Source organism: Salinicola peritrichatus (assembly GCF_003206715.1).
In the GTDB taxonomy this organism is placed as follows: Bacteria; Pseudomonadota; Gammaproteobacteria; order Pseudomonadales; family Halomonadaceae; genus Salinicola; species Salinicola peritrichatus.
Genome location: NZ_PZJU01000029.1, coordinates 70,867 through 85,414, shown reverse-complemented (window position 1 = coordinate 85,414; position 14,548 = coordinate 70,867). Strand labels below are relative to the sequence as shown.

The 14,548-nt window shown below is 65.5% G+C and carries 13 protein-coding genes; 9 read left to right on the top strand and 4 right to left on the bottom strand.

What is annotated here, in order from left to right:
- Window positions 1-2 precede the first annotated feature (2 nt).
- The 5 genes from DOM57_RS11880 (at window position 3) to DOM57_RS11860 (ending at window position 6,517) form a co-directional block, all read left to right on the top strand.
- Window positions 3-1,349 carry an amidohydrolase gene (locus DOM57_RS11880; RefSeq protein ID WP_110649404.1) on the top strand — a complete coding sequence of 449 codons (1,347 nt, stop codon included), beginning with the start codon at window positions 3-5 and terminating at the stop codon, window positions 1,347-1,349.
- A 14-nt stretch (window positions 1,350-1,363) separates the two neighbouring features.
- Entirely contained in the window at window positions 1,364-2,839 is a 1,476-nt protein-coding gene (locus DOM57_RS11875; protein ID WP_110649403.1) for a M20 family metallopeptidase, read from the top strand.
- A 294-nt stretch (window positions 2,840-3,133) separates the two neighbouring features.
- The gene (locus DOM57_RS11870) at window positions 3,134-4,429 is read left to right on the top strand and encodes a 3-dehydroquinate synthase (RefSeq protein WP_239496202.1); all 1,296 of its coding nucleotides are present in this window, start codon (window positions 3,134-3,136) and stop codon (window positions 4,427-4,429) included.
- Complete coding sequence (gene eboE / locus DOM57_RS11865; RefSeq protein WP_110649402.1) at window positions 4,413-5,600, top strand: metabolite traffic protein EboE; 1,188 nt, start codon at window positions 4,413-4,415, stop codon at window positions 5,598-5,600. The genes DOM57_RS11870 and eboE overlap by 17 nt, the downstream gene beginning before the upstream one ends.
- A gap of 68 nt (window positions 5,601-5,668) precedes the next feature.
- Window positions 5,669-6,517 carry a UbiA family prenyltransferase gene (locus DOM57_RS11860; RefSeq protein ID WP_204352952.1) on the top strand — a complete coding sequence of 283 codons (849 nt, stop codon included), beginning with the start codon at window positions 5,669-5,671 and terminating at the stop codon, window positions 6,515-6,517.
- A gap of 34 nt (window positions 6,518-6,551) precedes the next feature.
- On the opposite strand, the gene DOM57_RS11855 is transcribed toward DOM57_RS11860, so the two are convergent.
- Entirely contained in the window at window positions 6,552-7,988 is a 1,437-nt protein-coding gene (locus DOM57_RS11855) for an alkaline phosphatase family protein (protein ID WP_110649400.1), read from the bottom strand.
- 295 nt (window positions 7,989-8,283) lie between these two features.
- Here DOM57_RS11855 and DOM57_RS11850 point away from each other — a divergent pair, with 295 nt between their 5' ends.
- From DOM57_RS11850 to DOM57_RS11835, 4 genes are all read left to right on the top strand, one after another.
- A complete protein-coding gene (locus tag DOM57_RS11850; RefSeq protein ID WP_162619517.1) occupies window positions 8,284-9,150 on the top strand; it encodes an EboA domain-containing protein in 867 nt (288 codons plus the stop codon).
- A 1-nt stretch (window position 9,151) separates the two neighbouring features.
- Window positions 9,152-10,072: a TatD family hydrolase gene (locus DOM57_RS11845; RefSeq protein ID WP_110649398.1), complete on the top strand. Its 921-nt coding sequence runs from the start codon at window positions 9,152-9,154 to the stop codon at window positions 10,070-10,072.
- Window positions 10,073-10,216: 144 nt separating this feature from the next.
- Window positions 10,217-10,603: a DUF4870 family protein gene (locus tag DOM57_RS11840; RefSeq protein ID WP_110649397.1), complete on the top strand. Its 387-nt coding sequence runs from the start codon at window positions 10,217-10,219 to the stop codon at window positions 10,601-10,603.
- 45 nt (window positions 10,604-10,648) lie between these two features.
- Complete coding sequence (locus DOM57_RS11835; RefSeq protein WP_110649396.1) at window positions 10,649-11,572, top strand: lysophospholipid acyltransferase family protein; 924 nt, start codon at window positions 10,649-10,651, stop codon at window positions 11,570-11,572.
- A 23-nt stretch (window positions 11,573-11,595) separates the two neighbouring features.
- Here the strand turns inward: DOM57_RS11835 and DOM57_RS11830 are convergent, their stop codons facing one another.
- From DOM57_RS11830 to DOM57_RS11820, 3 genes are all read right to left on the bottom strand, one after another.
- Window positions 11,596-12,564, bottom strand: a complete 969-nt coding sequence (locus DOM57_RS11830; RefSeq protein WP_275425975.1) for an NAD(P)-dependent oxidoreductase — start codon at window positions 12,562-12,564, stop codon at window positions 11,596-11,598.
- A 49-nt stretch (window positions 12,565-12,613) separates the two neighbouring features.
- Window positions 12,614-13,480: a pirin family protein gene (locus DOM57_RS11825; RefSeq protein ID WP_110649394.1), complete on the bottom strand. Its 867-nt coding sequence runs from the start codon at window positions 13,478-13,480 to the stop codon at window positions 12,614-12,616.
- A gap of 76 nt (window positions 13,481-13,556) precedes the next feature.
- Window positions 13,557-14,450: a LysR family transcriptional regulator gene (locus tag DOM57_RS11820; RefSeq protein ID WP_110649393.1), complete on the bottom strand. Its 894-nt coding sequence runs from the start codon at window positions 14,448-14,450 to the stop codon at window positions 13,557-13,559.
- Window positions 14,451-14,548 lie beyond the last annotated feature (98 nt).

Genomic DNA, 14,548 nt, shown 5'->3' with positions numbered 1-14,548 from the left:
CCATGAGCACCATCACCGCGCCAGATCTGGAAACCGCGATCGCGGCCCTGTCGCCGCAGCTGAAGACCTGGCGGCGCGATTTTCACCGTCATGCCGAATCGGGCTGGGTCGAATTCCGCACCGCCTCGATCGTCGCCGAAGAGCTGGAGCGGCTCGGCTATCGGGTCAGCGCCGGTCGTGACGTGATCGACGCCGACAGCCGCATGGGCGTCCCCGAGCCCGAAGTGCTGGCCCGAGCGCTCGAGCGCGCCCGCGACCAAGGCGCCGTCGAACGCTGGCTGCCGGCACTCGCCGGCGGCTATACCGGCGTGGTGGCCGAGCTGGATACCGGTCGCCCGGGGCCGACATTCGCCTACCGCGTCGACCTGGATGCGCTCGATCTCGACGAGTCCCGCGACGAAGACCACCGCCCCGTCCGCGAGGGGTTCGCCTCCTGCAACGACGGCATGATGCACGCCTGCGGCCACGACGGTCACACCACCATCGGGCTCGGCCTGGCGCGTCTGTTCGTCGAGCTGAAATCGCAACTGAACGGACGGATCAAGCTGATCTTCCAACCCGCCGAAGAGGGCGTGCGCGGTGCCAGGTCGATGGTCGAAGCCGGCGTCCTCGACGACGCCGATATCTTCATCGCCACCCATATCGGCACCGGCGTCGCCAAGGGGACCGTCATCTGCGGCCACAACGGCTATCTCGCCACCACCAAGCTCGACGTCACCTTTACCGGCGTGCCCGCCCATGCCGGCGCCAACCCGGAGGCCGGCAACAATGCGCTGCTGGCCGCCGCCCAGGCGGCGCTCGGCCTGCACGCCATCCCGCGTCACAGTGCCGGCGCCTCGCGCATCAACGTCGGCGTACTCAACGCCGGCAGCGGCCGCAACGTGGTGCCGGCCACCGCGACGCTCAAGTTCGAGACCCGTGGCGAGACCAGCGAGATCAACGACGAGATGCAGCGCCGGGCGCTGGACGTGCTGCGCGGCGCGGCAGCGATGCAGGGCGTGGAGATGACCTACTCCCTCGCCGGCGAGGCGCGCAACTGCGAGCCCAGCCCCGAGCTGGTCGCGTTCATACAGGAACGGATTGCCGGCCTTCCCGGCATCGACAGCGTAGTTCCCGTCGAGAATCGCCCTTCCGGCTCCGAGGACGCCACCACCATGATGCAGCGCGTGCGCGAGCGTGGCGGCCTGGCCACCTACATGGTGTTCGGCACCGATCTCGCCGCCGGCCACCACCATCAGCGCTTCGATTTCGACGAGGACGTGCTTCCGCTGGCCATTCGCACCCTGGCGCATCTGGCACTGCAGGCAGACGACGCTGTACCACGCCGCCGACGTACCGAGACCCTTTGAGGAGAGAGAACCCCATGGACGCAACTGCTATCGACACCACGACCCAGCGACTCGATGCCTTGATCGAAGACAAGCGCGATCGCTTCATCGACTACGCCAACCAGGTATGGGAATACGCCGAGACGCGTTTCGAGGAGGGTCGCTCGGCGTCGACACTGAGCGAAGCGCTGGAAGCCGAAGGGTTTCAGGTCGAACGCGGCATCGCCGGCATCGATACGGCCTTCGTTGCCAGCTATGGCAGCGGCAAGCCGGTCATCGCCCTGCTCGGTGAATACGACGCCCTGGCCGGACTCAGCCAGCGCGGTGAAGCGAGCGACGCGGAACCGCTGATCCCCGGCGGCAACGGTCATGGCTGCGGGCATAACCTGCTTGGCGTCGCCGCGCTCGCTGCCGCCGTCGGCGTGCGCGACTATCTGGAAGAATGGCGAGCGCAGCAGGGTCTGTCCGGCACGATCCGCTTCTACGGCTGCCCCGGCGAGGAGGGGGGCTCCGGCAAGACCTTCATGGTGCGCGAAGGCGTTTTCGACGATGTCGATGCCGCCCTCACCTGGCACCCGCAGGCCTTCAACGCCATCTTCTCGACCCCGACCCTGGCCAATATCCAGGCCTACTTCCGCTTCAAGGGCACCTCCGCCCACGCCGCCAACTCGCCGCACCTCGGCCGCAGCGCGCTGGATGCGGTGGAACTGATGAACGTCGGCGCCAACTATCTGCGCGAGCACGTAGTGCCGGACGCCCGCTTCCACTACTCGATCACCCGCACCGGCGGCGCTTCGCCGAACGTGGTCCAGGCCGAGGCCGAGGCGCTCTACCTGATGCGCGCCAGGCGCATGAACGATGTCCAGGCGATCTTCGAGCGCATCCAGAAGATCGCCGAGGGCGCGGCGCTGATGACCGGGACCGAGGTCGAGATGGTGTTCGACAAGGCGTGCTCCGGGTATCGTCCGAACCGCACGCTGGAAAGCGTGATGCAAGCCCAGTTCGAGGCGTTCGGCCCGCCGCGCCACGATGCGGAAGAAAAGGCCTACGCCGAGCGGATCAAGGCAACCGTCAGCGAAGATGACCTGCGCACGACCTACGCCAACATCGTCAGCGCCGGCGGCGAGGCCGCCGAAGCGTACGTCGACGGGCTCGCCGACAAGGCGCTGGTCGAGGATCTCGCGCCGTACAGCGCCAGCGAAGCACTGATGTACGGCTCCACCGATGTAGGTGACGTGAGTTGGGTGGTGCCAACGGCCCAGTGCTACGTCAACTGCTTCGCGCTGGGCACGCCACTGCACACCTGGCAGGTGGTCGCGCAGGGACGCAGTTCGCTGGGCCACAAGGGAATGCTGCAGGCGGCCAAGGTGATGGCCGGCACCGCCGTCGCGCTACTGGAAAACCCCGCCACCCTGGCCCAGGCGCGCGAGGAGCTGGACGCCGCCACGCGCCGGGAACCCTATCGCTGCCCGATTCCCGCCGATGTCACTCCGTCGCCGCTGAAAGGATGATCGCGAGAAAGAGTGATCGCGAGAAAACACGACGCGCGAGATCAACGTTAATCCAGGCGGCGCAAGGAGTTAGCGCCGCCCTTTCGATCACCACGGACGTTTTGATGAGTACCGACACGTCCAAAAACCCGATACGTTGCTAGTACTTCGTAGCAGAAGAACCATTCTTGTCGCCTGCCCCACGAAACCCCGAAGCTAACCCCGTGAAACCTAGGCCAAGGCCAAGCGCGACCGCCCCCTAATGAAGCGGTCCGCTTTTTTCGTTTTCGGACCCCTTACGCAGGCGATAACTTCATGAACCGGCCCGCTTTATCGTTTTCGATCGATGGCAATGTCGCTATCGAACCCCCATCTTTTGCGATGCAACCGAACCCGGTACGACAACTCGACACCTCGCAAATCTCGTCATCGTCGGAAGTCCACTGGCAGCGATTTTCCGTCGCTTACGATTATCCCATCGCGTTTACCCGAGAGATCTTTTCTCCCGACAATCCTCTGCTGGCCGACGTCATCTCGCGCAAGGAGCCGCGCAAGACTCATCGTTGTCTGATCTACGTCGACGCCGGCATCGCCGCTACCTGGCCGGATCTGGAAACGCGGATCAACGCCTACTTCGCCGCCCACGCCAGCCGGATGACCCTGCTCGCGGCGCCGATCACCGTACCCGGCGGGGAAGCGATCAAGGCAGACCTGGAGACGGTCAACGGCGTGCTGGAAGACATCCGGCGCTACGGCGTCGATCGCCACGCCTATGTCATCGTCATCGGCGGCGGTGCGGCGCTGGATGCGCTCGGCCTCGCGGCCGCCATGGGTCATCGCGGCGTGCGCCTGATCCGGCTACCGACCACCGTTCTGTCGCAGAACGACAGCGGCGTCGGGGTCAAGAACGCCGTCAATTTCCAGGGTTGCAAGAACTTCATCGGCACCTTCGCCCCGCCGTGGGCCGTGCTCAACGACTTCGACTTCCTGTGCACGCTTTCGCGCCGCGACCGGCTCGCCGGCATTGCCGAGGCGATCAAGGTGGCGCTGATCCGCGATGGCGCCTTCTTCGACTGGCTGGAGGCCAACGCCGATTCGCTGGCCGAATTCGATCCACGCACCGAGGAGATCATGATCCGCCGCAGCGCCGAGCTGCACATGCAGCAGATCGGCCGTGGTGGCGATCCGTTCGAGCAGGGTTCGTCGCGCCCGCTGGATTTCGGTCACTGGTCGGCGCACAAGCTCGAGGCGCTGACTCATCACGGCATCAGCCACGGTGAAGCCGTCGCCATCGGTATCGCGCTCGATGCTCGCTATTCCGTGCTCAAGGGTCTGCTGCCCGCCGGCGCAGAATGGCGCGTGGTGTGGCTGTTGAAGCGTCTGGGCCTGCCGGTCTTCCATGCCCAGTTGCTGGAGATCGGTGACGACGGCCAGCCTGCCATTCTGGCGGGTCTCGGGGAGTTCCAGGAACATCTCGGCGGCGAGCTCACCGTCACGCTGCTGTCCGGCATCGGCCGGGGCATCGACGTCCATCATATCGATGAGACCCATATGATCGAGGCGATCGAATGGCTACGCGAGGAGGCCCACGGCGATGCAACTCAGCGATGATCTCGGTTACCTGACCTACTGTCTCAACATCCATCCGACCCAGACCTGGCTAGCGGTGCGCGAAGCCCTGCTCGGGCCCGTCAAGAAAGTCCGTCAGGCCGTCGCGCCGAATGAAACCTTTGCCGTCGGCCTGCGCCTCTCCGCCCAGGCCCTCGAGGAGTTGCGCTCCCCCGATGCGCGTGCCGAACTCAAGGAGATCCTGGCTCGCGAGGACTATCGCGTGGTGACCATGAACGGCTTTCCCTTCGGGCCGTTCCACGGCGTGCCGGTGAAGCAGGCAGTGTATCAGCCCGACTGGAAGCAGCGGGCAAGACTCGACTACACCTGCTGGCTGGCGGATCTGATGACGGAGCTGGCCGCAGCCGGCGAGAGCGTCAGCCTGAGCACTGTGCCCGGCACCTACAAGCCTCTCGCCGAGGGCGCCGAGGCCGCCATGACGGACAACCTGCTCAAGTGCGCCGCTCACTGCATCAAGCTGGCCCGGCAGATGGACGTTACCGTCGCCATCGCGCTGGAGCCCGAGCCTTGCTGCTTCCTCGAGACCATCGACGAGACGGTGGCGTTCTTTCGCGACCATTTGTTTGCCGAAACCGCGGTCGAGCGGCTGCGCGAGTTGACGGGACTCTCTGCCGACGAAGCCCGCGCCGCCCTCCCGCGACATCTGGGCGTGTGCTACGACGTCTGTCATGCCGCGGTGGAATTCGAGGATCCCGTCGCGAGCATCGAGGCGCTGCGTCGGGCCGGCATCCCGATCCACAAGCTGCAGCTGAGCGCGGCACTGCGGGTCCCCGCGCTCGATGCCGCCGCTCGCGAATTGCTCGCCCGCTTTTGCGAGCCGACCTATCTACATCAGGTGGTCGCCAAGAACGCCACCGGGTTGACGCGTTACGCCGATCTGCCCGAGGCGCTCGACGATCCGGAGCGGGCCGACGGCGAAGAGTGGCGCGTCCATTTCCACGTGCCGATCTTCGTCGCCGAAATCCCGCCGTTCGAAACCACCCGGGCGTTCCTCATCGAGATCCTGGCGCTGCATCGCCAGCAGCCGCTATCACCGCATCTGGAAGTGGAGACCTACACATGGCAAGTGCTACCGGAGACACTGCGCAGCCAGAGCGTAGAAAAAGCCGTGGCGCGGGAACTGCGCTGGGTCAGAAAACAGCTCGGCGCCTAGGGGTTGTTGCGGTTTCATCCCGGTCCGTGCTGAAACGGCAACAGCCCCTACACCGGCGTTCCCATCACGTGTGGCTGGAACTGGGGCGGGTCTCCAATCTGCCCACGGTGTGGAGCAACGCCCTGGCCGGCGCGGTGCTGGCCGGCGCCAGTTGGTCGTTCGATCCCGCGCTGGCGCTTTTCGCGGCCCTGACGCTGTGCTATCTCGGCGGCATGTATCTGAACGATGCCTGCGACGCCGAAATCGACGCTCGCGAGCGCGCCGACCGTCCCATTCCCCGCGGTGATGTCGACCGACTCAGTGTCGCCCTGCTCGGTGCGGCGATGCTGGTCGTGGCCAGCCTGCTGCTGTTTCTCTGCAACGCGGCTACCGGCTACGCCGGGTTGGCACTGATCGCCGCCATTCTCGGCTACGACTGGTGGCACAAGCGCATCGGCTGGAGCCCGCTACTGATGGGCGCTTGCCGGCTGTTGACGTATCTCGTCGCGGCGCTGGCGCTGGGCGGCGCATTGAATGACCCGCTCGTTTGGGGCGCCCTCGGCCTGGCCTGCCACGTGGTCGGACTCACCTACGCCGCGCGCCAGGAGGTCTACGATCGGCTGGGAGCCGTCTGGCCGCTGGGGGTCATGGTCATACCCGTCGTCATCATGCTGGCGGCGATGCTGACCGGCCCGGCGCCTTCGTTGTTGGCGCTGTGTCTGTGGCTCGTCTATCTCTGCTGGGGTGGCTGGTGTCTGTCGCGTCTTCACCGGCGCGGGCCCGGCGACGTGCCACGCGCCGTCGTCGGTCTGATCGCCGCCATCTCGCTGTTCGACGCCACGCTGATGGCGGCGATGAACGCTGTGCTGCCGGCGCTCCTCGGCATCCTCGCCTTCGTCGCCACCCTGGCGCTGCAGCGCCTGACTTCCGGCACCTGACCGCAGCCATCCCGCCGAGTGCCGGAATCCGGCTTCACTTCTCCGCCGCCGAGACTGCCGCCGCGGGATCGGCAGCGGTATTCTCCGCGGCTCCGAAAACGTGGGCCAATACCAGCGCCTTGAAATCGGTGGCCTCGAGCGCCCCCGGCGGCAGCAGCTCCGCCTGTGAGGAGATCACCAGCGGGCCCATCGACGGATCGTCGGTGATGCGACCGTGGGAGCCCTTGACCAGCGCGGTATCGTTGAGCGAGATCACGTCGAGCAGTTGGCGCATCCCCAACTTGCGCTTGAACAGCCGCCAGCCCGCCGACAGCTTCGGCGACTTGAGCGCCGGATCGAAGAACAGCTCCACCGGGTCGTAACCGGGTTTGCGGTGGATGTCAACGGTACGCGCATAGTCCGGCGCCCGGGCATCATTCAGCCAGAAATAGTAGCTGAACCAGCGATCCGGCTCGGCGATCGCCACCAGCTCCCCGGCGTTGGGATGATCGAGACCTCGGCTGCGTTTCTCCGTCTCGCCCCATACCGCCTCGACACCATCCAGCGCTTCCAGCAGCGACCTGACCTGGGGGATCGCCGCCGGATCCCGGACATAGACATGAGCCACCTGGTGATCGGCCACCGCGAAGGCCCGGGAAGCGCCGGGATCGAGCTGTTCCCGCTCACGCTCCCGGCGCACCGCGATCAGGCCGGCCTCGCGCAGGGCGCGATTGATATGAACGGCCTCGCGCACCGGCGTGATGCCGTATTCGGAAACCACGATCACTCGCCGGCCGTCCCGCTCGGCGGCATCGATCAGCTCGCCGCACAGCGCATCGAGATCGCGCAGGTCGCGTTGCAGTTCGGGACGTGAAGTATCCGGTCCCAGCCGCTGCAGGTTGTAGTCGAGATGCGGCAGGTAGGTCAGTGTCAGCGTCGGGTCCCGTGTCTCCATGACATGCAAGGTGGCGTCACTGATCCAGCGGCTCGAGGAGATATCGGCCATCGGCCCCCAGAAGGCGAACAGCGGGAAGGTCCCCAGCTTGGCGTCGAGTTCGTCGTGCAGTTCCGGCGGGTAGCTGTAATGATCGGGCAGTTTGCGACCGTCGGCGGGATACATCGGCCGCGGCGTGGCGCTCCAGTCGGCGGTCGAATACATGTTGTACCACCAGAACAGCTTGGCGCAGGTGAAGTCGGGATTTCGGCGCTTGCCGGCCTCCCAGATCTTTTCGCCGGCGACCAGCCGGTTGGACTGGCGCCACAGCCAGATTTCCGACAGCTCGCGAAAATACCAGCCATTGGCCACCGCGCCGTGTTCTCCCGGCGTCAGCCCGGTCAGCAGCGTCGCCTGGGCGCTGCAGGTGACCGCCGGCGTCACCGTGTTCAGCGGCCGCATGCCACCGCGCTCGGCCAAACGCTCGAGATGGGGCGTGTATTCGCCCACCAGCCTCGGCGTCAACCCCACGGCCAGTATCACCAGTGCCTTGTACATCGGACCTCATCCACCACGCCGAAGACGTGTTTTTGATGTTATTCGAAACGGAATGTAAAGCCTGCATAGCAGGCCGGATTCTCACGTTCAATCGTTACGCTTGATCGGCGTGCAATTTACGAAATCGTCATGAATGAAACTGGTCATTGCGGCGAGGTCGTCGGCATGAATTCCACACTTTTCAGGGAAGTCATGCCCCGAATTCACCGTTTCAATTGGCCAGATAATTGAGGTTGGGGATTCGATTCGGCTGTCGATAGAGTGATTTTTCGGACAATCGATGCAGGACGATGACATGGTCGTTACAACGCAAGCGCTGTTGCGTGACTGGGTAACCCGACAAGCCGGCCCGGAGCGCGGCTGGTTCGAGTCGCAACTGGCGCGACTCGAGGCGGGAGCTTCCGAGCAGACACTGCACCTGTTTCTGGGATTGGTGCCCCGGCGGCTGGGCAAGGCGGATCTGCAACTGTCGGCGGAGGACCTGGCATTGGCGGAACGCTGCCATCCGGGCTGGCATCCGACCAACTGGAGCCTGGACGGCGCGGCACGCATCGCCGGCCTGCTCGCCTTCCGCGGCAAGCGCCCCTTCGCGGCCGTGTTCAAGGACCTGGTGCGCACCGCCGATGCCCGCGAACTGATCGCCCTCTATCGCGGTCTGGCGCTCTACCCGCAGCCCGAAAGTCTGGCCTTCGAGGTCGGTGAAGGGCTGCGCTCCAACATGCGTGCGGTGTTCGAGGCGATCGCCCATGGCAACCCCTATCCCCGCGATCATTTCGATATCCACCGCTGGAATCACATGGTGTTGAAAGCGCTGTTCATCGGTAGCCGGCTGGCGCCGATCGTCGGGCTGGATGCGCGCAGCAATCCCGAGCTGGCCCGCATCCTGATCGACTACGCCCAGGAGCGCTGGGCGGCCGGCCGCGCGGTCACGCCGGAGTTGTGGCGCTGCGTCGGCCCGCATGCCGACAGCGCAGCGGCCTATGCCGCCCTCGAACGAGCGCTGGGCGGCTCCCCGGCCGAACGGCTCGCCGCCACCCTGGCGCTGACCAGCGCCGGCACCGATCAGGCGCGTCACCTGCTGGCGGCGACGCCGGAGATGGTATCGCGGGTCGACGCCGGCCAACTCGGCTGGGACAACCTGTCATCCTACGAGGCCGCCTGAGATGTTCATCGATCCACACGCGCACATGATCTCGCGCACCACCGACGACTACGAAGCGATGGCGGCGGCCGGCGTGGTGGCGCTGATCGAGCCGGCCTTCTGGGTCGGGCAACCGCGCACCTTCGTCGGTACCTATGTCGATTATCTGTCGGCGCTGGTGGGATGGGAGCGCTTCCGCGCCGGCCAGTTCGGCATCCGCCACTACTGCACCATCGGCCTCAATTCCAAGGAGGCCAACAACGAAGCGCTGGCCGAGGGCGTGATGGAGTGGTTGCCGCGCTTCGCGATCAAGGAGGGCGTGGTCGCGATCGGCGAAATCGGCTACGACGAGCAGACGCCGCTGGAGGACAGGTATTTTCGCGCCCAGCTGACGCTGGCCAAACAGCTCGAGCTTCCGGTCATGGTGCACACGCCGCACCGCGACAAGAAACGAGGCACCTCGCGCTCGATGGATGTCTGCGAGGAGATGGGGCTCGATCCGTCCTGGGTGGTCATCGATCACAACAACGAAGAGACCGTGCGCGAAACCCTCGATAGAGGCTACTGGGCCGGCTTCTCGATCTACCCCTCGACCAAGATGGGCAACGCCCGCATGGTCGAACTGCTCAAGCAGTACGGCGGCGAGCGAATCATCGTCGACAGTGCCTGCGACTGGGGCATTTCGGACTGCCTGGGCGTACCCAAGACCGCCCGCCTGGCGCTCCAGAGCGGCATCGCCGAGTCCGTGGTGCACCAGGTCACCTATCAAAACGCCCTCACCGTCTACGGCAAGAGCGGACAGCTGCAGGAAGCCGACTGGCTGGACCCACCGGAGATCGATCAACGCACGTTGTTCGAGGGTAACTCGATCCTGCGCGGCGGCCGCGAGCCGCGAGTGGAGTCCGCCCAGCCGCGTAGGCATCGCGACCTGCTGATCGAGTGAATTCGTCTTGCCCGACCGTCGCTGGTGACGTTCGTCGACACCCTCTTCCCGGCAGTGTTCGGGGGCCGGTTCCGGAATCGGACTGGCACCCGGCGCCGGGCAACGGCAAAATGCGGACTGGTTTACCATCCGCAGAGAGACGCCATGAATCGACCGGTCGATACCGCCCGCCCCAATCCGGACGCCGATTTCCCGCACGAACCGGCGCCGGACACCACCCTGGCGATGGTCGTCTACGCCCTGCTGCTGGGAGTCTTCGTCACCGGCGTGACGCCGATCATCGGCGTCGTCATCGCCTATGTCTATCGTGGCCGCGGCCCCCAATGGCTGGACGAGCATTACCGCTACCACATCCGCACCTTCTGGATCGGATTGCTCTATGCCTGTATCAGTTGGGTGCTCGCCTTCGTGCTGATCGGTTTCGTATTGATGGTGCTTCAGGCAGTCTGGCTGATCGTGCGTTGCGTCAAGGGCTTCAAGGCGCTGCAGGAAAAGCGCGCACCCGATAACGTCACCGCCTGGTTGTGGTAATCGGCGGCAAATGCCGAACACGAATCGCGTAGCGAAAGCCCCCGAATGATCGAACGTTTGCAAGCTCGCGCCATCCACAGTCTATGGCGCATTTTCTCCCGCTGCCGCCTGAAGACCCTGTGGCGACTGGCGGGCGTTGCCAGTCGCCTGCTGTACGCGCTGTCGCGGCGCGAACGCCACGTCACGCGGCGCAATCTCGAAGTCGCCTATCCCGAGGAGAGCGCGGAAACCCGCCGCCGTCGCGTGCGTGACAGCCTGCACCACTCGGCGGCCACCATGTTCGAACTGGGTTTTGCCTGGATCGGCGCGCCACAGCGGGTCGAGGACGCCATCGCCGAAGTCCACGGTCGCGAACTGCTGGACGAGGCGCGCGCCGACAATCGCGGCGTCATCGTGCTGGCGCCCCATTTCGGCAACTGGGAAGTGCTCAACTTCTGGCTGTCGAGCCACTTTCCGTTCACCGCGATGTACGAGCCTCCCAAGATTGCCGATCTCGATCCGGTGATTCGTCACGGTCGTGAGCGCATGGGCGCCGAACTGGTACCGACCAATCCGCGCGGCGTGGCCGCCCTGCTCAAGGCGCTCAAGCGCGCCGAGGCGGTCGGTATCCTGCCCGATCAGGAACCGAGCTGGGGCAGCGGCGCGTTCGCCGACTTCTTCGGCCGCCCGGCCTACACCGCGACGCTGCTACCGAAGCTGGTGGCGCGGACCCAGGCCCGTGTCGTCACCGGCGTGGCCAGGCGCCTGCCGGAAGGCCGCGGTTTCGCGATTCACTTCCTGGCCGCCGATGCGCGGGTCTACGAACCCGAGGAGACGACCTCCGCCGCCGGCGTCAATGCCTGCGTCGAGGCCGCCGTGGCGCTCGACCCGGCGCAGTATCAGTGGGAATACAAGCGCTGGAAGAAGACCGAGCAGGAGCAGCAGGGCGTCCCCGACTATCGACGCTATCGGCTTTACAACAAGCGCTAGCGCAACCCCCGACAGGCCCGTTCTCAGCGCTCGTCGAGCTTGGCCCGCCTGGCCGTCGTCTCGGCCATGGCCGACCAATCCTTGTCGCCATCACCACAGGCCAGCGCGTCGAGCAGGCTATCGCGCAGCACACCGGCGAACGGCAGCGGCACCCGTTCCTCCTGGGAAGCCTGCAGCGCCAGGCCGATATCCTTGAGGCCCCAGGTCATCTTCATGCCCGCCGGCGTATAGCTCGCCTCACGGATCATCTTGCCGTAACCCTGATAGGCCGGCGCCGCGAACAGCGTATTGGTGACGATCTCCAGGAAAGTATCGGCGCCGATGCCGTAGGCCCGAGTCAGCGCCGAGGCTTCACCCATCGACTCGATCGCCGTCGCCAGCATGAAGTTGGCGGCGATCTTGACCACGTTGGCCCGTTCCGGCTCGTCGCCTACCGGCCATGTTTTCTGGCCCAGCGTCTCCAGCACCGGCGTGGCCCGTTCGCGCACCTCGGGCACACCGGCCACCACGATGTTGAGCTTGCCGGCCGCGGCCACGTCGGGCCGGCCGAGAACCGGCGCCGCCAGGTAATGAGACCCCAACCGCCGGTGCAGCGCCGCCATGCCCCGGGCAAACCCTGGCGACACCGTGGCCATGTTGACATGCAGGCCACCCTTTGGCAGCGCATCCAGCGCCTTCGACTCGACCAGCACCTTATGGATCACGTGGTCGTCCGGCAGCATGCTGACCATGAGCTCACAGGACTCGGCCACGGCACGCGCCGACTTGGCGGCCTCCGCCCCTTGCTCGATGGCTTGCTCGACAGGGCCGGGGGAACGATTCCACACCTTGACCGCGTGGCCCGACTGCAACAACTGGCCGACCATGCCCTGCCCCATGGCGCCGAGTCCGACGAATCCGATTTTCATGCCGATGACCTCCCTGAAGACGAAGAAACGGCCAGCCTCGCGGAAGCCGGCCCCGGTGAATGTCGATAACGCAAAGGGATCGATAACTCAGTCTAGAAAGATCCGGCGAATGACGCGAAGGTAGCGCACCGGGTCATTGCGCCAGACCGCCGAAATGCCCGGCCTGGTAATCCTCGATGGCTTCGAGAATCTCGTCGCGGCTATTCATCACGAACGGACCATGCGAAAACACCGGCTCACCGATCGGCTCGGCATGCCCGAACAGCAGCCGGGCCTTGGAGCTCGCCGCGATCTCGACACCATCGCCTTCCTGACCGAGTTCGATCAGGTGCTGCGCCTCGACCGCCTCGCCGGCCACTGTGACACCGCCATCGACGACATACAGGAAGACCTGGCGTCCTGCCGGTACCGGCAGGCGCTCCTGCGCGCCAGCCGGCAATTCCAGGGTCGACATGAACACCCCGGTGAGCGAATCGATCGGCCCACGCCGCCCGCCGTGCTCGCCGGCGGTCAGTTGCAGCTTGCCACCACCTTCCAGCGTCAGTGTGGGAATCGACTCGCGCTGCAGGCCGACGTAGTGTGGCTCGCTCATCTTCAGCCGGGACGGCAGATTGATCCACAGCTGCAGGATCTCCAGCGGGCCACCGTCGTGCAGGAATTCGGGCGGTGAAATCTCGGCATGCACGATGCCGCTGCCGGCGGTCATCCACTGCACGCCACCGGCGTGGATCACGCTCTGGTGATCGGCGCTGTCGGCATGCGCTAGCGAGCCCTCGAGGATGAAGGTCACGGTCTCGAAGCCGCGGTGCGGATGCGGCCCGAACGGCAGGCCACGATTGTTCGGCGGATAGACCTGGGGGCCGTGATGGTTGAGGAACAGGAACGGGTCGAGCTGGTCCAGCCCCGGACCCGGCAGTGGCCGACGGGTCGTCAGGTCGCCGATGTCGTCGCGCAGGGCGGGATGTTGGGCACGCACGCGGCGTGATGCAAATGGGGACATGACTCACTTCCTAAGGATCGTCTAGCACCAGTTTAGGCCAGCCTCCGGGAGAGAAAAGCGAATGATTTGCGTCGATTCATTGCATGGAATCGTCGCCATCCTCCACGGATTCCGCCTCCAGCAGTGCGCGTTCGATCGAGGCCACCAACGGCGACTGGATCGGCGTGAGCCGGGAGACCATCACCAGTTCGCGATGGAATTCCCGCTCGCCCAGCGGCAGCGATCTCACCGGCAGCGGCGATTGTCGTTGCCATAACCCCGTCAGCGGAATCAGCGCCACGCCCAGGCCACACTCCACCATCCGCGCGATGGCATCGATCTCGTCGAGCTCCAGCCGGATCGACGGCCGCAGCCGCTGGCGCTCCAGGAACCGCACCACCTGCCGCCCGCCGAAGGAGCCCCGGTCGTAGAGCACCAGCGGGTAGCGCTCGAGCAGCGCTTCCAGGGAGTCCTCCGTGCTCTCCGGCGGCGCGATCAGCACGAATGGTTCCCGCGCGATCACCCGGGTATGAAGGTCCGCCGGCAGACCGAACGGCGGCCGCACGATCAGCGCCATGTCCAGGTCGCCCTTGTCGACCTGGTCGAGCAGCGACAGCGAAACCCCGGGTGCGACGCGTACCCGCACGCCCGGGAATTCCCGCGCTAGTCTCTGCAACACCGCCGGCAGCCGACCGCTCTGCAGGCTGGCGATCGCGCCGAGGTGCCACTCCCCCGCCAGCGTCTCCGACGAGGAATGGCGAATGCGCTCGGCCAGCGCCAGCATCTCGCTGGCCTGCGGCAGCAGACGACGGCCCGCGGCATTGAGCCTGACGGCGCGCCCGGTGCGTTCGAACAGCGCCTCGCCAAGCTCCGCCTCCAGGTTGCGGATCTGCGTGCTGACCGCCGACTGGGTCAGGCCGACCGCGTTGCCAGCGGCGGAAAAGGTGCCATGACGGACCACTGCCAGAAAGGTCCTGAGTTCTCTGAGCATTCGTTATCGAGGCTAATGAATCCAATTTTTTTGATAACAGACAGCAATATTATGCGCTTTCTATCGAAATTATTCGCCTTCAGAATGCTCGAACCCAA